This is a genomic window from Variovorax sp. AC194, assembly GCF_979257995.1.
In genome coordinates, this window is the sequence record NZ_OZ409823.1 from 3,485,333 (window position 1) to 3,503,002 (window position 17,670).

Genomic DNA, 17,670 nt, shown 5'->3' on the forward strand with positions numbered 1-17,670 from the left:
TCAACGTTCCCCTTTGCGGTACGGCTTCATCAGCGCCTGCGGATAGCTCGCCTTGCGCGCCACCAGCACCAGCGCGAGGATCGACAGCAGGTACGGCAGCATCAGGTAGAGCTGGTAGGGCAGCACGGCGTCGCCCGATTGTTGCAGCCGCAACTGCAGCGCGTCGAAGAAGGCGAACAGCAGCGCGCCCAAGAGGGCCTTGCCGGGCCGCCACGAGGCGAACACCACCAGCGCCACGCAGATCCAGCCGCGCCCGTTCACCATGTTGAAGAAGAAGGCGTTGAAGGCCGAGAGCGTGAGGAACGAGCCCGCCATGCCCATCAGCGCCGAGCCCGCGACGATGGCGCCGGTGCGCGTGGCCGCGACCGACACGCCCTGGCTCTCGGCCGCCTGCGGGTTCTCGCCGGCCATGCGCAGCGCCAGGCCGAGCGGCGTGCGGTACAGCACCCAGCCGACCGCGGGCACGAGCAGCAGCGCGAACAGCGTGAGCGCGGTCTGCGCGTTGAGGATGGGCACGGGGAGCCACTCCATCGGCGCGAAGGGCGTGATGGTCGGCGGCGTGTTCACCTTCGGAAAGCTCACGCGGTAGCCGAAGTAGCTGAGCGCGGTCGCCAGCAGCGTGATGCCCAGGCCCGAGACGTGCTGCGAGAGCGCAAGCCCCACGGTCAGGAATGCGTGCAGCAGTCCGAACACCATGCCCGTGAGCGCCGCCACGCCGACGCCGACCCACAGCGGCGCACCGGCATACACCGCCAGCCATCCGGTGAAGGCGCCCGCGACCATGATCCCTTCGATGCCCAGGTTGAGCACGCCCGCGCGTTCGCACAGCAGCACGCCCAGCGTGCCGAGGATGAGCGGCGTGGCGATGCGCAGCACCGCGACCCAGAAGGCGGGGTTGGCGAGGATTTCGAGGAGGTCGGTCATTTCGTCATCCGCACGCGGTATTGCGTGAGCAGCGTCGCCACCAGCACCGCGATCAGCGAGGCTGCGACGATCACGTCGGCGATGTAGGTCGGCACGCCCACCGCGCGGCTCATGGTGTCGGCGCCGACCAGCACGCCGGCCACGAACACGCCCGCGGCGATCACGCCCAGCGGGTGCAGCCCGGCGAGCATCGCGATCACGATGCCTGTGTAGCCGTAGCCCGGCGACATGTCGAGCGTGACGTAGCTCGTGCGGCCCGCCACCTCGATGGCGCCGGCCAGCCCGGCCAGCGCACCCGAGAGCAGGGCCACCATTACCACGGTGCGCGTGACCGGCACGCCGGCGAACGCGGCGGCGCGCGCATTGGCGCCCACCGCGCGGATGTCGAAACCCAGCACCGTGTACTTGAAGATCGCCCACACGATCACCGCGAGCGATATAGCCCACAGCAGCCCGGTGTGCACGCGCGTCTGGGCGATGAGCTTGCCCAGTTCGAGGTCGGACTGCAGCGACACGCTCTGCGGCCAGCCCATGGCGGTTGGGTCCTTCATCGGCCCGTCGAGCAGCGCGGAGACGCCGAGCAGCACGATGAAGTTGATCAGGAGCGTCGTCACCACCTCGTCGACGCCGAGCTTGTTCTTCATGAGCGCCGGGCCCAGCAGCAGCAGGGCGCCGGCCACGGCGGCGGCCAGCATCATCAGCGGGAAGAGCAGCCAGGGCGAAAGTTCGAAGCCCGTGCCGCCGTGCATACCCCCCACGGCCACGGCGGCGAGGGCGCCGGCGAACAGCTGCCCCTCCGCGCCGATGTTGAAGAGCCGCGCCTTGAACGCGACCGTCGCGGCCAGGCCGGTGAGGATCAGCGGGATCGCGCGCGTGAGCGTCTCGCTCCACGCGAACACCGAGCCGAAGCCGCCCTGCAGCAGCAGCGCGTAGGTGCGGCCGACCGGCGCGCCGGCCCACAGCACGAGTAGCGCGCTCACCGCCATGGTGAACACGACCGCGCCGATGGGCGCGAGCACCAGCGCGGCGCGCGAAGTTTCGTGGCGTCGTTCGAGCCGCATCATGGCGCGCCTTTCGTGGCGCCCGCCATCGCAAGGCCGATGGCTTCGCGCGTCCATGCCGCGGCCGGGCGCGCTTCGCCGAGGTGGCCGCCGTGCATCACGGCCACGCGGTCGCCGAGCGTGAGCACTTCGTCCAGGTCGTCCGAAATCACCAGCACCGCCGCGCCGGCATCGCGCGCGGCGATGAGTTGCTGCTGCACGTAGGCGACCGCGCCGATGTCCAGGCCCCAGGTCGGCTGGTGCGCGACGATCAGGCGCGGGGCGCGGTTCGGGTATTTCTTGGTGTCGCTTCCTTTGGTTTCTTCCACCTGTTCGGGCGCGAGCAATGCGCGTCCCAGGATCAGCTTCTGCATGTTCCCGCCGGAGAGCGAACGTGCCGGCGACATCAGGCCCGCGCCGCGCACGTCGAACGCCTTCTCGATGCGCCGCGCATGCAGCCGCGCCGCCGCACGCCGCACGAACACCGACCAGCGCGAGAACACGGGGCTGCGCAGCCGTTCGGACACCGCGTTCTCCCACACCGGCAGGTCGCCCACCACGCCGACCGCATGCCGGTCTTCGGGAATCCGCGCCACGCCGCGCTGCACCAGCCGGGCGGGCGAGGGCGGCAGCGCGCGGCCCATCAATTGGGCGGTGCCGGCGACGGCGCGGCGCGTGCCGCAGAGCAGTTCTGCCAGTGCCGCCTGCCCGTTGCCCGAGACGCCCGCGATGGCGGTGATCTCACCCGCGCGAAGCGTGAGCGACACCTCGCGCAGCCGGTCCTGACCGCCGTCCTTCGACGCAGCGGTGCTCACATGGTCGAGCACGCAGACCGCATCGCCCACCGACTTCGCGGGCCGCCGCTGCGGCGCCTCGACCGCATGCCCGACCATCCACAGCGCGAGCTGCGCCTGCGTGGTGTCGGCGGTGCGCGCCTCGGCCACCAGCTTGCCGCCGCGCAGCACCGCGATGCGCTGCGACACCCGCAGCACCTCGCCCAGCTTGTGGCTGATGAAGATCACCGAGAGCCCTTGCGCCACCATCTGCGCGAGCGTGGCGAAGAGCGCCTCGCTCTCCTGCGGCGTCAGCACGGCGGTCGGCTCGTCCAGGATCAGGATGCGCGCCCCCCGGTACAGCGCCTTGAGAATTTCCACGCGCTGGCGTTCGCCGACCGAGAGGCTGCCGATCTTCGCGTCGGGCTGCACGGGCAGGCCGAAGCGCTGCGCCACGTCGAGCAGCCGGGCCCGCGCCGCAGCACGGCGCGAGACCGGGCGCCACAGCGGCTCGGTGCCCATCATCACGTTGTCGAGCACGGTGAGGTTGTCGGCCAGCGTGAAGTGCTGGTGCACCATGCCCACGCCCGCGGCGAGCGCGGCCTTGGGGTTGCCGGGCGGCAGCGGCGCGCCGAACACCTCGATGCCGCCCTCGTCGGCGACGTAGTGGCCGAACAGGATCGACATCAACGTCGACTTTCCCGCGCCGTTCTCGCCGAGCAGCGCGAGCACTTCGCCGGCCTGCAGGTCCAGGGAGATGGCGTCGTTGGCGACGAGGGTGCCGAAGCGCTTGGTGATGGACTGGAGGCGGAGAACGGTGGGCGTTGTCATGGAGAAGCGGGTTGCAGTTCGCCGCAGAAATTCTCGATCGCGCGGGCGGAGGCGGCGGGCGAAGCCTGCAGCAGGCCATGGGGCCCGTCGAGTTGGACGACGCGCAGCGCGGAAAGCCGCTGTTGGATGATCGCAGCCGCCCGTCGAGGCACGATGCGGTCCTGCAGCGCCTGGAGGTACATGGTGGGTACCCGCACCAGCGAAAGCTTGTCCCGCACGTCCACGCGTTGAACTTCCTTCATGCGACGGGTCATGACGGCGACGGAGACCTGTGCAAGCGACGCCTGCAGCATGCCCGACAGGCGCGGCGATGCGTACCGCCCCAGCAGCAACTGCCGCAGGGGCGCGCGCATCAGCCTGGAATGCATCAGCCGCATGGACAGCTCGAGCAGGCCTGCGCGCATCACCGCAAGGCCGGGCCCGGGCCTGCGCGCGAAGCTGCAGCACAGCACGAGCCCAAGAAGCCCCGGCGGGGGCGACGCCGCGATCGAGATGGCCAGCGGCCCGGAAAAGGATTCGCCGAGCAGCACGAAGGGCGCCCACGTCGGCAGTTGCGCGCGAACCAGCGGCTCCAGATCGTCATAGCCCAGCGCCTGGTGGCCGGGATAGCGCACCACATCGATCGCGGCGTGCGGCCCCATGGCGTCTTTCAGAGGCTCGAAGAGGTCGCCCGTTCCATCCATGCCCGGCAGCAGCACGAGGCGAACGGGCGTCACCGTCACTTCCACGCAGCCAGGAACGCCAGCATCACCTTGGCCGAGTTGTCCGCCGCGATGCCCATGAAGGTGCCCATCTCGTTCTCGCCGCCGCCGCCGCCCGCCAGGTCGCTGAGCGAGCGGAAGGCGATGTAGGGCACGCCGTTGCTGTAGGCCACCATGCCCACGGCCGCGGTTTCCATGTCGAGCACGTTGGCCTGGAAGGTCTTGAAGGTGTACTGGCGGAAGGCCATGTTGTCCATGAAGGCCTGGCCCGAGACGCCGTTGCCGCCGATCACCAGCTGAGGCTTGCGCGTGAGGCACTTGCCCGCGCTGCAGTTCGCCAGGTCGACGGTGCGGATGCTGCGGGCCACCTCGAGCATCTTCGGATCGACCTCGAACCAGAACTTGCGCTCGATCTCCGGCTTCGCGGCCGAGCGGACCTCGACCGGGCGTGGATGCACCATGCCGAAGTTGGGGAACGTGGCGTCCTTGATGAAGGGCGGCGCGGTGTACTTGCCGGGCGCGGTTTCGCGCGCCATCAGCACTTCGAGGTACTGGCCCCATTGCGCGGGCACCGTCACGTCGCCCACATGCAGCGACGGGTTCACGCCGCCCGCGATGCCGCTGAACACGATGCTGGTCACGCGAAAGCGGTTGAGCACGAGCTGCGTGTTCATCGTCGCGTTCGTCATGCTGATGCCCGAGAGGAACAGCACGACCGGCTTGCCTTCCAGCGTGCCGGTGGTGAACTCGACGCCGTTCACGCTGTGCCTGGCGGGCCCCTGCAGGCGCGCGAGCAGCAGCTTGAGCTCGGGCTCGAAGGCGGAGATCACCGCGATGCGCGGCGTGTCGTCCAGCCGCGTGCTGCTGTTGATGCTCGCGCCGGTGCCCTTGTAGACACCGACGCAGCCCGTGGCGCCGAAGGCCAGCGCGCCGGCCGCGAGAAGAGTGCGCCAGCGCATCGTCATCGGCTGGCTCACTTTGCGGTGGACTTGGGTTGGCCGTCGTCCACCTTCACGGTGAACTTGCCCGAGAGGATGTCCGCCTGCCTGGCCTTCACCTTCGCGACGACGTCGGCCGGCACCTTCTTTTCGAAAGTGCCGAGCGGCGCGAGCTCCGAGCCCTTGTGCTTCATCTGCGAATAGACGCCGTAGTCTTCGGCCGCGAACTTGCCTTCCTTCACGAGCTTGATCGCGCGGTCGGCCGAGGGCTCGAAGTTCCACAGGGCCGAGGCGACCACCGTGTCGGGGTACTGGCTTTGTGTGTCGATCACGTTGCCGATGGCGAGCTTGCCCTTTTCCTTGGCGGCATCGGAGACGCCGAAGCGCTCGGCGTACATCACGTCGGCGCCCTTGTCGATCATCGCGAAGGCCGCTTCCTTGGCCTTGGGCGGATCGAACCAGCTGTTGATGAAGCTCACGCTGAACTCCACCTTCGGGTTGGTTTCCTTCGCGCCCGCCATGAAGGCGTTCATCAGCCGGTTGACCTCGGGAATCGGAAAGCCCCCGACCATGCCGATGCGGTTGCTCTTGGTCATGCCGCCGGCAACCATGCCGCTCAGGTAAGCGGGCTCCTGGATGTAGTTGTCGAACACGCTGAAGTTCGGCGCCTGGGGCTTGAGCGACGAGCCCATGAGAAAGGCGACCTTCGGAAAGTCCTTCGCCACCTTGCGCGCCGCCGCTTCCACGCCGAACACCTCGCCCATGATCAACTGGTTGCCGCCGGTCGCGTACTCGCGCATCACGCGCTCGTAGTCGGCATTGCTCACGTTCTCGGTGGCCTTGTATTCGATCTCCCCGCGCGCCTCGGCAGCCTTGAGCGCCTTGTGGATGCGCCCCACCCATTGCTGCTCGAACGGCACGGTGTAAACCGCCGCCACCTTGAGCTTGGCCTGCGCAAGCGCAATGCCCGGCGCCCCGGCCGCAAGGGCTGCGGCGATGGCGACGGAACGAATGATCAACTGACGGCGTGCTGTCACGGTCTTCTCCTCGGTCGTAAAAAAATCAAGCGCTGCAATCCCCATGCCCGCTCCCCCAGAACGGACCCCGCCTCCTTCGGGAAACACCGAGGAACCGGCTCCGCCGGGCCTCAGGTGTTGCCCCCGGTAGGGGGTTGGCGAAGCGGACACGAAGTGCCGCGCAGCCTGGGGGCGAGCGTTACTTCGTGCCGAAGATGCGGTCGCCCGCGTCGCCCAGGCCCGGCAGGATGTAGCCGTGGCTGTTCAGCTCGCGGTCGATCGCCGCGGTGTAGATCGGCACATCCGGGTGCGCCTTCTGCATCGTCGCCACGCCTTCGGGGCAGGTGAGGAGGCACACGAACTTGATCGACTTCGGGTTCAGCTCCTTCAGCCGCTCGACCGCGGCCACCGCCGAGTTGCCGGTCGCCAGCATCGGGTCGACCACGATCACGTCGCGGTTCTCCATCTCGCCGGGCATCTTGAAGTAGTACTCGACGGCCGTGAGCGTCTTGGGGTCGCGGTAGAGGCCGATGTGGCCGACGCGCGCGCCCGGCACCACCGTCAGCATGCCGTCCAGGATGCCGGTGCCGGCGCGCAGGATCGACACCAGCACCAGCTTCTTGCCGTCGATGACCTTGGCCTGCATGGTCTCCAGCGGGGTCTCGACCTCGATGTCCTGCATCGGCATGTCGCGCGTGACCTCGTACGCCATGAGCATGCTGATTTCATTGAGGAGCCGGCGAAAGCTGTTGGTGGAGGCGTCCTTGCGGCGCATCAGCGTGAGCTTGTGCTGGACGAGGGGATGGTCGACGAGGTGGACGTTGCTCATTGGAATTTTTTCTGGCGTTGCAAAAGTGAACCCGCGAGTCTAAAAGACGGTGCCGTCGCTCTCGATGAGAAGCGGTGGCGCTCCGTCTCGCAAGCGCTGTGCCAGTGCCCGGCCCGCCGCCCAGGTGCCGCCTTCGAGCACGCAGGCGAGCGGCAGCTCCTCCTCGGTGCGGTCGAGCACCTTGCGCACGCGCGGCGCCACCTCGTCCAGCAGCGCCACGGTGAGCGCGCGCCATTCGACGATGAACTCGTCGCCGGCCTTCCACCGGCGGGTGAGAAAGGCCGCGTCCTTCGGCACGATCACACCGCTGTCGATCAGGAGGCCGCCGTTGCGGTATTCGGGGAGCGCGGTGAGCGCGTCGAGGTGGCGCACCTTCACGCCCGCCCATTCGAAGGGCTCGAGCAGCGAATAGGTGAGCCACTGCGAGAGCTTGTGAAAGGGCATCCAGCCATTGGTGAGCCCCGGGCCGCGCACCGCGCTGTGCCGCCAGCAGTCGCCCAGCGCGAGCGCCGGGTCGCCCGAGCCGATGCCACCGGCGCTGTCGCTGCCGTCGATGGCGATGCTGTCCACCGCATTGGCCGAGGGCCAGATGCGCGAGAGCGTCTCCAGCAGCAGCGAGAGGATCTGGTGCGCGGTGATCTCGGCCGTGGGCGGCGCGGCCGGGCCGTAGGGGCCGACCAGCGCATCGAACAGGCGGCCGGGCCGGCCGTCGTTGCCGAAGGTCTCGGGCTGCTCGCTCATCGCCTCGCCGAGCCGGCGCAGCAGCGTGGCGCGGCCCGAAAGACCCACCAGCGGATTGACGTCGCTCACCTGGAAGGCATCGCCCAGCCGGTCGGTCACGAGGCCCTTGAGGCCGGCCGCGTCGGCCTGCAGCGGATGGTCGGGGTCGGACGAAAAGAGCCCGCTCGTGAACGCATGGAAGCTCGCCACGCCCAGGCCTTCGGAGCGCGTGTAGCGCTCGCCGGTGGCGGGTTCGGTGTAGTGCCAGTCGGGGCCGGCGCCGGCATCGAGCAGCACGCTCACCAGCACGAGGTCGATGTGCGCGCGGGCGCGTTGCCGGGCGTCGATGCCTTTGCCCAACAGCTGGTCGAGCTGCTTCAGGCGGTCGGTGCCGCCGGCCTCGAAGTGGCGCCAGCGGCTGTGGTACGGGATGGTGTCCCACGGATAGCGCTCGCGCGTGACCTCGGCCACGGTGCGTGCCGCGTCTTCGAGCGCGTCGTCGCTGCCGATGCGGAACCACTGCGATTCGCCGCGCCGCGCGCGCGCCAGCAAGGCGCCCGCGCGCTGGCGGATGGCGGCGGTGGTGCGCAGCAGCGAGGCCGCGCCGGCCGGGTGGGCGGTGTCCGCAGTGAATTCGATCGAGGGGTCGACCTTGCCCGCGCCGCCGGCCGGCAGGCTGCCGGAACCGTCGACGGGCATGTGGGGGTCGGTGTTGTTGCTGGTCGTCATTCGGTGAGTCCGCGGCCCTTGGCCTTTTTCAGTTCCTCGGCGTCCGGCACCGGGCCGGGCGTGAAGTAGCCGGCGGCCATCTTGGCGTCCATCTCGACGCGGGCGTCCGCCGGGATCAGTTCATCGGGAATGTTCACGCGCTCGCCGATCTCGATGCCCGAGCCGGTGATCGCGTCGAACTTCATGTTGCTCATCGACACGAGCCGATGGATCTTCTTGATGCCCAGCCAGTGGAAGACGTCGGGCATCAGCTCCTGGAAGCGCATGTCCTGCACGCCGGCCACGCACTCGGTGCGCGCGAAGTACTGGTCGGCCGTGTCGCCGCCCACCTGCCGCTTGCGGGCGTTGTAGACCAGGAACTTGGTCACTTCGCCCAGCGCGCGGCCTTCCTTGCGCGAGTAGGCGATGAGCCCCACGCCGCCGCGCTGCGCGCCCTGGATGCATTCCTCGATCGCGTGCGTGAGGTAGGGGCGGCAGGTGCAGATGTCCGAGCCGAACACGTCCGAGCCGTTGCACTCGTCGTGGATGCGCGCGGTGAGCTCCACCTCGGGGTTGGCCAGGTCGCGCGGGTTGCCGAAGATGTAGAGCGTCTGCCCGCCGATGGGCGGCAGGAACACTTCCAGGTCGGAGCGCGTGACCAGCTCGGGGTACATGCCGCCGGTCTCCTCGAAGAGCGTGCGGCGCAGGTCGGTTTCGGAGCAACCGAAGCGGCGCGCCACCTCGGGGAGATACCACACGGGCTCGATGGCCGCCTTGGTCACCATCGCGGCGCCGCCCGCCGTGAGGAAGTGGCCGTCGGCCTTCAGGCGCCCGCTCTGCAGCGCCTCGATCACCTCCGGGAGGATCACGTGCGCCTTGGTGATCGCGATGGTCGGGCGGATGTCGTAGCCCGCGGCCAGTTCGGTGGAAAACGCATCGGCCACGAGCGCCCCCCATGGGTCGAGCGAGACGATGCGGCCCGGCTCGCCCCACTGCGGATAGGGGCCGATCACGTCGGTGGGCGAGGTGTTGGTGAGGTCGGCCTTGTGCTCGCGCTTCAGGGCGCCCGAGGCCACCGCGAGCGCGCGGTACACGCTGTACGAGCCGCTGTGCGTGCCGATGACGTTGCGGTGCGCGCGCTTGGTGGTGGTGCCGACGACGGGGCCGCGCTCGGTGGCGGTGGCCGCGCCCCACTGGATCGGCAGCGCGCCGAAACCGCCGGCATGCGAGGTCAGGCGGATGTGGCCGGTCGAGGAGGAGGGGTGCAGCGGCGGGAAAGGCTGGACAGGCTGGACAGGCAAAAGTGGCGAAAGAGACGCGGTGCCAGCCGGGAGTGCGGAAGGGATCTCGGTGCTATCTACGGACATTGCAGGCCCTCAAAAAATGCAATGTACCGATCACGCGTGCGGCTGGCAAGCCGGGGCGGACCATGCCCCGCTGTCATCCAGCGGCGCGCGGTGCTCAGGCCGGCGAGGAGCGCAGGCCGTAGGTCTTGCCGCCGACGAACAGGTATTCGGCGCGCAGCACCGCATCGCCTTTCTCGCCGGTGAAGGTGAAGCCGAGCACGCCCACCTGCGTGCCGGGCTTGATCTCTTCGACGCCCCAGGCCGCAAGGCGCGTGAGGGGCGCGAGCTCGACCTGCCATTTGCGGTCGCCCCGCGTGGGCAATTGCGCCTTGGCCAGGAGCGCGGGGCCGTCGACGGACGTCGACTGTTTCGGCAGTGCGCGTTGCTTCAGGTCGGCGGGGAGCGTGGGGTTGTCGGAGAGCTCGAGCTCCAGTTCGCCATGCGGGTTGCGCCACATGACCTTGGTCGCGCGCCCCTCCAGGTACAGCGGGCGCTCCTGGTTGAAGCTGCTCCATCCATGGTGGGCCCAGGCGGGCAACGCGAGGCCCATCGAGGTGGCAACGAAGAGGCGTCTTTGCATCATCTCGGTCTCCTTCATGTGAGGCAGTTCAGAGGTAGGCGATCCAGCGCCCGCAGATGATGACAGCGAGCCAAAACCCCAAAGAGAGAAGGCATTGCACCCGGGCGAACCGGTCCAGCGCCGCGACGCCGCTGCGAAAGTGAAAGAGCGCCGCGTTGGCGCCGGCCAGCGCGACCAAAAGCATCTTGATGCGAAACGCGGTGTTGGCCAGCAACTCGTCGGGCTGGCCGGAAAACATCGTGAGCCCGGTGACCGCGCACAGGCCGAAGCCGGCGAGGGCGGGGCGCAGCGTCAGGCGCGCCAGCAGCGGCGCGGGCAGCTCGCGCCCCATGCCCAGCGCGCGCAGCTCGAACACGAAGAGCCCGCCGAACAGCAGCGCGATGCCGACGATGTGCGCCACCTCCAGCGCCGGATAGGCCCAGGGGTGCGAGACGAGTCCGCTGAACATCGGCGCAGCTTAGCCCAAGGTGCGGGCGAAGGGCTTGCGGGCGCTGGCACTTTCCGTGTCACGGCACAATCGAACGCACTATTTTTCGACCAGGCTGTAACCAGCCAGCCCGATGGCACGAACCACTGAAGGTAGCAGGATACAGATGAGCGACGCGGAAGCGGCGCTGCGGAGCCTGTTCCTTCGGGGCCTGGATGGCGACGCGAAGGCCTACCGCGAATTCCTGCAGAAACTCAGCGCGCACCTGCGCGCCTTTCTGGGCAAGCGCCTCTTTGGCTGGCCCGATGAAGTGGAAGACCTCGTCCAGGAATGCCTGCTCGCCATGCACAACCAGCGCCACACCTACCAGAGCGACCAGCCGCTGACGGCCTGGGTGCACGCCATCGCGCGCTACAAGATGATCGACCTGCTGCGCGCCAAGTCGGTCCGCGAAGATTTGCATGACCCGCTGGACGACGACCTCGCGGTGTTCGCCGAGTCGGCCACCGAGGCGAGCGATGCGAAGCGTGACCTGGGCGGCCTGCTCCAGACGCTGCCCGAGCGCCAGCGCCTGCCCATCGTGCACGTGAAGATCGAAGGCCTCTCGGTCGCCGAGACCGCAAGCCTCACGGGCATGTCGGAGTCGGCGGTGAAGGTCGGCATCCACCGCGGGCTGAAAGCCCTGGCCGCGCGCTTCGGCCACACCTGGAGTGCCGCCGCATGAAGACCGACGACCTGGTCGCGATGCTCGCGAACGGCCCCGTTGCCGCGCCGCGCCGCGCGACGAGCCGGCGCCTGGGCCTGGCGCTGCTGGCGGGCGTGCCGCTGTCCTTCGTCATCCTGTTCGCCGAGTACGGGCTGCGGCGCGACCTGGTGCAGGCGATGTTCTGGCCGATGTTCTGGGTCAAGGTGCTGTTTCCGCTGTGCATCGCTGCGGCCGGCTTCGTGATGGTGCAGCGGCTCGCGCGGCCAGGCGTCGCGGTGCGGCATGCCTGGGCCGGCGCGGTGCTGCCGGTGCTGGGCATCTGGGCGCTGGCGGTCGTCGCGTGGTTCACCATGCCGGCCGAGGACCAGATGCCTGCGCTCATGGGGCAGTCGTGGCGCATCTGCGCGGCCAGCATCGGACTGATGGCGCTGCCGGTTTTCGCGGCCACGCTGGTGGCGCTCAAGGGGCTCGCGCCCACGCAACCCGCGCTCGCGGGCGCCGCGGCGGGGGCGCTTGCGGGCGGCGTCGGCGCTGCGGTGTATGCGCTGCACTGCATGGAACTCACCGCGCCGTTCCTGGCGGTCTGGTATGTGAGCGGGATCGCGGTGCCGGTGCTGGTCGGTGCCGCGCTGGGCCCGCGCCTGCTGCGCTGGTAGGCCCCTGGTGTCCCCGCGTGGGACAAACCCTAGTCGGGCCTGAAATGTCGTTCCCATAACAGTCCGCGGAAAACGAAAGTAGTGGAATCGCGTCGCTTTTTCCTCAAATAACGAAGGAGACACGATGCGAGACATCTACCGGGCGGGGCTCAGGATATTGGGCCTGTGTGTGTTGGCTTCCCTCATCAACTGCGGCGGCGATGGGGGCGGCGGCAGCGGCTTCGCGCCGATCGTGCCGCCATCGGGCAACGCGCCGCCCGCGACCAACCCGCCGCCCGGCGACGGGCCGCCGGTGCAGGCCACCGGCGAACTGAAGATCCGCACGCTGTCGAACCGCGCCGACATGATCAGCGACGGCGATGCCTATGTCGAAATCACGCTGCCCGAGGGCAAGAGCGCGCTCGACCTCGCGGTGGACCTGGACGGCAAGGACATCTCTTCCGCCTTCGCCCTGCGCGCCAACGGCCGCGTGCTCGGCACTGTGACCGGGCTTCGCGTGGGCAGCAACACGCTGACCGCCACGCTCAAGTCCACGAAGAGCGGCGCGAAGCTCGCCATCGAGAACTTCGCCCGCGGCGGCAACATCTTCGCGGGCACGCCCGTGCAGCCGTGGATCTGCGCGACGAAGGCGGGTTCGGTCGCGACGGTCACGGTGCCCGGCACCGGCCTCTCGGCGAGCGTGACCACGCAGGTGAGCGGCCTGGACGCCGACCCCGTCGATGCCGACTGCAATGCGCCGACCGTCTACACCTACTACTACCAGCCCAAGGCCAAGGAAGGCACCGACTGCGGCCAGCAGCCCTTCGGCCTCTACGCCTGCTTCGTGCAGTACGACCCCGCCAAGCGCCCGAAGGACGCCGACATCGCCAACTTCACCACCGACCGCGGCGACACCGTGAAGGCCCTGCTGCGCGTGGAGCTGGGCACCATGGGCCGCAGCGAATACCAGGTGGCGGTGTACTTCGACCCCGCCAAGCCCTGGACGCCGTGGGAGCCGCAGAAGGGCTGGAACGGCAAGGTGCTCTGGAAGATGGGCGCCTCGGCCTCGGGGAACCGCTTCCAGCAGAACCCGGGCACGGCGCTCTTTGACGACAACGCGCTGCGCGCCGGCTTCATGACCGTCAATTCGCAGTTGACGAACCACAACGACAACAACAACGAGTTCCTGGCGACCGAGAACATCATGATGGTCAAGGAGCACATCGTCGACGCCTACGGCGAGATCCGCTTCACCATGTCCGACGGCGGCTCGGGCGGCTCGATGATGCAGACCGTGCCGGCCTCGGTGATGCCGGGCCTGCTCGATGGCCTGCAGACCGGCTACAGCTACCCGGACGCGGTCACCACCTGGATCGAGACGCGCGACTGCGGCAACCTCTGGCGCTACTACGGCACCGGTCCGGGCGCGGGCCTCTCGCTGGCGGCGCGGGCGGCCATCGAGGGCCATCCGACGGCCGACTACTGCACCATGTGGGTCTATTCGTTCCTCGCGCCGCAGAACCCGGTGCAGTCTCCGAACTGCGGCCCGGGCTTCCCGGCGGCGCTGGTGTACGACCCGGTGCTGCGGCCCAACGGCGTGCGCTGCACGATCCACGACGTGATGACCGCGATCCTGGGCACCACCGAGCTCAACGGCAACACCGTGCCGAACCTGCCCTATGACAACGCGGGCGTGCAGTACGGGCTGAAGGCCCTGCGCTCCGGCGCGATCACGCCCGAGGAGTTCGTCGCGCTCAACGAAGGCATCGGCAGCTGGGATGCCGACATGGTCTGGTCGGGCGACAAGGCCGTCATTCCCGCGGTGCGCGCCCGTGCGCAGACCAGCGCGATGACCGCGCTCTACCGCAGCGGGCTCGTGAGCTATGCGAAGAACCTCGCGAAGGTGCCGATCGTGGACCTGCGTCCCGAACTGGGCGCCGACATCCACATGGCCTGGCGCACCTTCGAGCAGCGCGCGCGCCTCGATGCGGGCAACGGCGGGCACGACAACCACGTGGTGCTCGCGAGCGCGGCAGGCACCGGCGTGGCGCTGACCAAGCAGGCCTTCCTCATGATGGACCGCTGGCTGAGCGCCATGGAGGCCGACACCTCGAGCGATGCGAAGGAAAAGAAGGTCGTGAAGAACAAGCCCTCCGACGCGGTCGATCTCTGCCTCGCGACCGCGGGCATGACCAATGCCGAGCTGGTGGACGTCGGCTTCACCACCTCCGCGTGCCCGGTCAGGCCCTACGAGTCGGTGCGCATCGTGTCGGGCGGTCCGCTGTCCGAAGACGTGTTCAAGTGCCAGTTGAAGCCGATCGACTTCGCATCGGCCGACTACGCTGGCATCCGCTTCACGGGCGGCCAGCAGGTTCGCCTGCAGGCGACGTTCCCCGATGGCGTGTGCAACTGGAGCAAGCCGGGCGTGGGGCAGGTGCCGTGGACGCCGACCACCTTCCGCAACGGCCCCGGCGGGCAGGACCTGCCGGCCGCGCCGGTGTCCGTGGCGTTCTGAGCCGCGCCGCCTCAGCTGAGCTTCAGCCCGGCTGGTTGTTCGGAAACCTCGACAGGCGCTGCCTGTCGAGCACGTTGATGTAGCCGTAGCCCGTCTTGATGAGCTGCACCGCTTCGAGTTCGTGCAGCGCCGCGTTCACCCGCTGGCGCGACACGCCCACCATCCAGCCGATTTCTTCCTGGCTGATCTGCAGCGTGGCGTCGGTGTTCGGATAGAGCACCGGATGGAACAGGCTCGCGATGCCGCGCGCCACGCGGGCGGTGGGCTCCAGCAGCCGGTCGAACTTCACCGTGGCGATGAACTGGCTCAGCCGCTCGTTCAGGTGCGACAGCATGAAGTGGTTGAAGGGGACGCTGCGGTCCAGCAGCCACGCGAAGGTGTCGCGCGGCAGGTGCAGCGTGGTGGTCGGGCGCGTGGCGGCTATCTCGTACTTGCGCTGCTCGACCTTGAGCAGCGAGCCTTCGCCGATCCAGCCGCCGGTGGCCACGCCGGTGAACATCACCGGCTTGCCGTCGGCCGAGGTGTCCTGCACGCGCAGGAAACCGCGGATCACGCCGATCCAGCTGTCGGCGATCTCGTTGCGCTGGCAGACGAATTCGCCCGGGCCATGCTCGCGGGTAAAGAGCGCCTTGTAGACCACCTCGCGCTCGCTTTGCGTGAGCACGCGCGGCCAGATGCAGCGTTCCCAGAACTGGTTGACTTCGCTGTCCGGCAGCTTGCTGGTGGACATTCGGTGCGTCGCTTGCCTGGCGTTGCGTGCGTGGGGTTGCGTGCGTGGTGTTGCCGGCCTCAGCGCTTCTTGCTGCCGAAGATCCCGCCGAGCACGCCGCGCAAAATCTCCTTGCCCACCGACGTGCCCATGGTGCGCACCGCCGACTTGGCCATGGTCTGCACCAGGCCGTCGCGCTTGCCGCCGCGTGGGCCGGTGCTGCCGAAGATCATGTCGTTGAGCATCCCGCCCATGCCCGAGCCGGACTCTTCGGCCGCCTTGCCCACCTGCGCCTTGGCCGCGGGCGCGTCGGGCGCGGACTCGGCGCGGCCCTTGAGCTTTTCGTAGGCCGATTCGCGGTCCACCGTTTTCTCGTAGACGCCGGCGACGAGCGAATTGGCGATCAGCGCCTTGCGCTGGTCGGGCGTGATCGGGCCGAGCTGGCTGCCGGGCGGCAGTACGAACACGCGCTCGGTCACGCTCGGGCGGCCCTTTTCGTCGAGAAAGCTCACAAGCGCCTCGCCGACCGCCAGTTCGGTGATGGCGGTCTCGATATCGAGGCCCGGCTTCTGGCGCATCGTGCTGGCGGCCGCCTTCACGGCCTTCTGGTCGCGCGGGGTGAAGGCGCGCAGCGCGTGCTGCACGCGGTTGCCCAGCTGGGCGAGCACCGTGTCGGGAATGTCCAGCGGGTTCTGGGTGACGAAATACACGCCCACGCCCTTGGAGCGCACGAGCCGCACCACCAGCTCGATGCGCTCCACCAGCGCCTTGGGCGCCTCGTTGAAGAGCAGGTGGGCCTCGTCGAAGAAGAAGGCGAGCTTCGGCTGGTCGGGGTCGCCGATCTCGGGCAGTTGCTCGAACAGCTCCGACAGCATCCACAGGAGAAAGGTCGCGTACAGGCGCGGCGAATTCATCAGTTTGTCGGCCGCCAGCACGTTGACCACGCCCTTGCCGCCCACGGTCTGCATGAAGTCGGCGATGTTGAGCATCGGCTCGCCGAAGAACTTGTCGCCGCCCTGGGTCTCGATCTGCAGCAGGCCGCGCTGGATGGCGCCCACGCTGGCGGCGCTGATGTTGCCGTACTGCGTGGTGAACTGGCTCGCGTTCTCGCCCACGTACTGCAGCATCGCGCGCAGGTCCTTCAGGTCGAGCAGCAGCATGCCGTTGTCGTCGGCGATCTTGAATACCAGGTTCAGCACGCCGGCCTGGGTTTCGTTCAGGTCGAGCATGCGGGCCAGGAGGAGCGGGCCCATGTCGGAGACGGTGGCCCGCACCGGGTGGCCCTGTTCGCCGAACACGTCCCAGAGCGTGACGGGGCAGGCGGAGGGCTCGGGCACGTCGATGCCGCGTTCCTTCAGCGTGGCCGCCAGCTTGTCGCCGACGGCGCCTTTCTGGCTGATGCCCGTCAGGTCGCCCTTGACGTCGGCCATGAACACCGGCACGCCGATGCTGGAGAGCTTCTCGGCGATGGTCTGCAGGGTGACCGTCTTGCCCGTGCCGGTGGCGCCGGTGATCAGGCCATGGCGGTTGGCGAGGCTGGGGAGGAGGGCGCACTCGATGCTGTCGTGGCGGGCGATCAGAAGGGGGTCTGCCATGAGAGGCTCCGGGTCGTATCGAAGCGGGTAGTCTAGGGCCTGTCCACCCTGTGCAAGGGGGTCGCGAAGCTCGCCACAGCCCGCCCATCAAGGCGCGTGACGCCGTGCGTGCGTCCGCACGCACAAGGAACGCAACGCCGAGGGGCGGGCTGTGGCGAGCTTCCCTCCGGGTTGCTTCGCAAAGGGGCCGTCTGCGGCGTTGCCCGCACCTGCAAGGCACGAGCCTTGCTGCGCGCGGGCGCCTTGCAGCCAGCCCCTTTGCGAAGCAACGCGACCCCCTTGCACAGGGTGAACAGGCCCCAAGCGGCACTCCTATAATCCACGGCCGCACGAAGGTTCAGGAAAAAGTTTTCAGGAGGTTTTTTTGTCATCGACTGCTCAGCCCCCCATTCCCGCCACTGGCGATGCGTCAGAACAGTCGCCGATCGAAAAAGAACTCGCCGTACTGCTCGTGAACGCTCTCAATCTCGAGGTTGCGCCCGAGGACATCGTTCCCACCGATCCGTTGTACGGTGAAGGCCTGGGTCTCGATTCCATCGACATCCTCGAAGTCGCGCTCGAAGTCTCGCGGCGCTACGGCTTCCAGCTGCGCTCGGACGATGAGCGCAACCAGCAAATCTTCCAGTCGCTGCGCACGCTCGCGACCCACGTCGCCCAGCATCGCAGCGCTTCCTGAC

Annotated in this window: 17 protein-coding genes; 4 read left to right on the top strand and 13 right to left on the bottom strand. The window is 68.5% G+C overall.

The window, feature by feature from the left end; genetic code table 11:
* The 11 genes from ACZYRS_RS16715 to ACZYRS_RS16765 all read right to left on the bottom strand — a co-directional run bounded on the left by ACZYRS_RS16715 (position 1) and on the right by ACZYRS_RS16765 (position 10,854).
* Entirely contained in the window at positions 1–924 is a 924-nt protein-coding gene (locus ACZYRS_RS16715) for an ABC transporter permease (protein WP_463420133.1), read from the bottom strand.
* Complete coding sequence (locus ACZYRS_RS16720) at positions 921–1,985, bottom strand: ABC transporter permease (RefSeq protein ID WP_463420134.1); 1,065 nt, start codon at positions 1,983–1,985, stop codon at positions 921–923. Before ACZYRS_RS16720 ends, ACZYRS_RS16715 begins: the two co-directional genes overlap by 4 nt.
* A complete protein-coding gene (locus tag ACZYRS_RS16725) occupies positions 1,985–3,568 on the bottom strand; it encodes an ABC transporter ATP-binding protein (protein ID WP_463420135.1) in 1,584 nt (527 codons plus the stop codon). Before ACZYRS_RS16725 ends, ACZYRS_RS16720 begins: the two co-directional genes overlap by 1 nt.
* The gene (locus tag ACZYRS_RS16730) at positions 3,565–4,284 is read right to left on the bottom strand and encodes an alpha/beta fold hydrolase (RefSeq protein WP_463420136.1); all 720 of its coding nucleotides are present in this window, start codon (positions 4,282–4,284) and stop codon (positions 3,565–3,567) included. Before ACZYRS_RS16730 ends, ACZYRS_RS16725 begins: the two co-directional genes overlap by 4 nt.
* Positions 4,285–4,286: 2 nt before the next feature.
* Positions 4,287–5,234, bottom strand: a complete 948-nt coding sequence (locus tag ACZYRS_RS16735) for a 5'-methylthioadenosine/S-adenosylhomocysteine nucleosidase (protein WP_463422496.1) — start codon at positions 5,232–5,234, stop codon at positions 4,287–4,289.
* An 8-nt stretch (positions 5,235–5,242) separates the two neighbouring features.
* Complete coding sequence (locus ACZYRS_RS16740) at positions 5,243–6,244, bottom strand: BMP family protein (RefSeq protein WP_463420137.1); 1,002 nt, start codon at positions 6,242–6,244, stop codon at positions 5,243–5,245.
* Between the two features lie 178 nt (positions 6,245–6,422).
* Positions 6,423–7,052: a uracil phosphoribosyltransferase gene (gene upp, locus ACZYRS_RS16745; RefSeq protein ID WP_013541661.1), complete on the bottom strand. Its 630-nt coding sequence runs from the start codon at positions 7,050–7,052 to the stop codon at positions 6,423–6,425.
* Between the two features lie 39 nt (positions 7,053–7,091).
* The gene (locus ACZYRS_RS16750; protein WP_463420138.1) at positions 7,092–8,501 is read right to left on the bottom strand and encodes a URC4/urg3 family protein; all 1,410 of its coding nucleotides are present in this window, start codon (positions 8,499–8,501) and stop codon (positions 7,092–7,094) included.
* On the bottom strand, positions 8,498–9,847 hold the full coding sequence (locus tag ACZYRS_RS16755; protein WP_463420139.1) for a GTP cyclohydrolase II: 1,350 nt from the start codon (positions 9,845–9,847) through the stop codon (positions 8,498–8,500). The genes ACZYRS_RS16750 and ACZYRS_RS16755 overlap by 4 nt, the downstream gene beginning before the upstream one ends.
* A gap of 94 nt (positions 9,848–9,941) precedes the next feature.
* Positions 9,942–10,409: a DUF6152 family protein gene (locus tag ACZYRS_RS16760; RefSeq protein ID WP_463420140.1), complete on the bottom strand. Its 468-nt coding sequence runs from the start codon at positions 10,407–10,409 to the stop codon at positions 9,942–9,944.
* 25 nt (positions 10,410–10,434) lie between these two features.
* On the bottom strand, positions 10,435–10,854 hold the full coding sequence (locus ACZYRS_RS16765; RefSeq protein WP_198788507.1) for a hypothetical protein: 420 nt from the start codon (positions 10,852–10,854) through the stop codon (positions 10,435–10,437).
* Positions 10,855–10,966: 112 nt separating this feature from the next.
* Here ACZYRS_RS16765 and ACZYRS_RS16770 point away from each other — a divergent pair, with 112 nt between their 5' ends.
* The 3 genes from ACZYRS_RS16770 (at position 10,967) to ACZYRS_RS16780 (ending at position 14,689) form a co-directional block, all read left to right on the top strand.
* The gene (locus ACZYRS_RS16770) at positions 10,967–11,557 is read left to right on the top strand and encodes a sigma-70 family RNA polymerase sigma factor (RefSeq protein WP_463420141.1); all 591 of its coding nucleotides are present in this window, start codon (positions 10,967–10,969) and stop codon (positions 11,555–11,557) included.
* Complete coding sequence (locus ACZYRS_RS16775; RefSeq protein WP_463420142.1) at positions 11,554–12,195, top strand: DUF1109 domain-containing protein; 642 nt, start codon at positions 11,554–11,556, stop codon at positions 12,193–12,195. The genes ACZYRS_RS16770 and ACZYRS_RS16775 overlap by 4 nt, the downstream gene beginning before the upstream one ends.
* 124 nt (positions 12,196–12,319) lie before the next feature.
* Positions 12,320–14,689 carry a DUF6351 family protein gene (locus ACZYRS_RS16780; protein ID WP_463420143.1) on the top strand — a complete coding sequence of 790 codons (2,370 nt, stop codon included), beginning with the start codon at positions 12,320–12,322 and terminating at the stop codon, positions 14,687–14,689.
* A gap of 22 nt (positions 14,690–14,711) precedes the next feature.
* Here ACZYRS_RS16780 and ACZYRS_RS16785 read toward each other — a convergent pair whose 3' ends face one another.
* Both ACZYRS_RS16785 and ACZYRS_RS16790 read right to left on the bottom strand, forming a co-directional pair.
* Entirely contained in the window at positions 14,712–15,419 is a 708-nt protein-coding gene (locus ACZYRS_RS16785; RefSeq protein WP_198788511.1) for a Crp/Fnr family transcriptional regulator, read from the bottom strand.
* 59 nt (positions 15,420–15,478) lie between these two features.
* Positions 15,479–16,993 carry a helicase HerA-like C-terminal domain-containing protein gene (locus tag ACZYRS_RS16790; protein ID WP_463420144.1) on the bottom strand — a complete coding sequence of 505 codons (1,515 nt, stop codon included), beginning with the start codon at positions 16,991–16,993 and terminating at the stop codon, positions 15,479–15,481.
* Between the two features lie 364 nt (positions 16,994–17,357).
* On the opposite strand from ACZYRS_RS16790, the gene ACZYRS_RS16795 reads away from it, so the two are divergent.
* Positions 17,358–17,669, top strand: coding sequence for a phosphopantetheine-binding protein (locus ACZYRS_RS16795; RefSeq protein WP_042578247.1), 312 nt, complete (start codon positions 17,358–17,360; stop codon positions 17,667–17,669).
* Position 17,670: the final 1 nt, after the last annotated feature.

Excerpts from the sequence above, each read along its gene's own strand:
- ACZYRS_RS16790 (WP_463420144.1), bottom strand. The coding sequence starts at position 16,993 with ATGGCAGACCCCCTTCTGATCGCCCGCCACGACAGCATCGAGTGCGCC.
- ACZYRS_RS16775 (WP_463420142.1), top strand. The coding sequence starts at position 11,554 with ATGAAGACCGACGACCTGGTCGCGATGCTCGCGAACGGCCCCGTTGCC.
- ACZYRS_RS16785 (WP_198788511.1), bottom strand. The coding sequence starts at position 15,419 with ATGTCCACCAGCAAGCTGCCGGACAGCGAAGTCAACCAGTTCTGGGAA.
- ACZYRS_RS16750 (WP_463420138.1), bottom strand. The coding sequence starts at position 8,501 with ATGACGACCAGCAACAACACCGACCCCCACATGCCCGTCGACGGTTCC.
- ACZYRS_RS16770 (WP_463420141.1), top strand. The coding sequence starts at position 10,967 with ATGGCACGAACCACTGAAGGTAGCAGGATACAGATGAGCGACGCGGAA.
- ACZYRS_RS16755 (WP_463420139.1), bottom strand. The coding sequence starts at position 9,847 with ATGTCCGTAGATAGCACCGAGATCCCTTCCGCACTCCCGGCTGGCACC.
- ACZYRS_RS16760 (WP_463420140.1), bottom strand. The coding sequence starts at position 10,409 with ATGATGCAAAGACGCCTCTTCGTTGCCACCTCGATGGGCCTCGCGTTG.
- upp (WP_013541661.1), bottom strand. The coding sequence starts at position 7,052 with ATGAGCAACGTCCACCTCGTCGACCATCCCCTCGTCCAGCACAAGCTC.
- ACZYRS_RS16780 (WP_463420143.1), top strand. The coding sequence starts at position 12,320 with ATGCGAGACATCTACCGGGCGGGGCTCAGGATATTGGGCCTGTGTGTG.
- ACZYRS_RS16765 (WP_198788507.1), bottom strand. The coding sequence starts at position 10,854 with ATGTTCAGCGGACTCGTCTCGCACCCCTGGGCCTATCCGGCGCTGGAG.
- ACZYRS_RS16725 (WP_463420135.1), bottom strand. The coding sequence starts at position 3,568 with ATGACAACGCCCACCGTTCTCCGCCTCCAGTCCATCACCAAGCGCTTC.
- ACZYRS_RS16720 (WP_463420134.1), bottom strand. The coding sequence starts at position 1,985 with ATGCGGCTCGAACGACGCCACGAAACTTCGCGCGCCGCGCTGGTGCTC.
- ACZYRS_RS16715 (WP_463420133.1), bottom strand. The coding sequence starts at position 924 with ATGACCGACCTCCTCGAAATCCTCGCCAACCCCGCCTTCTGGGTCGCG.
- ACZYRS_RS16735 (WP_463422496.1), bottom strand. The coding sequence starts at position 5,234 with ATGACGATGCGCTGGCGCACTCTTCTCGCGGCCGGCGCGCTGGCCTTC.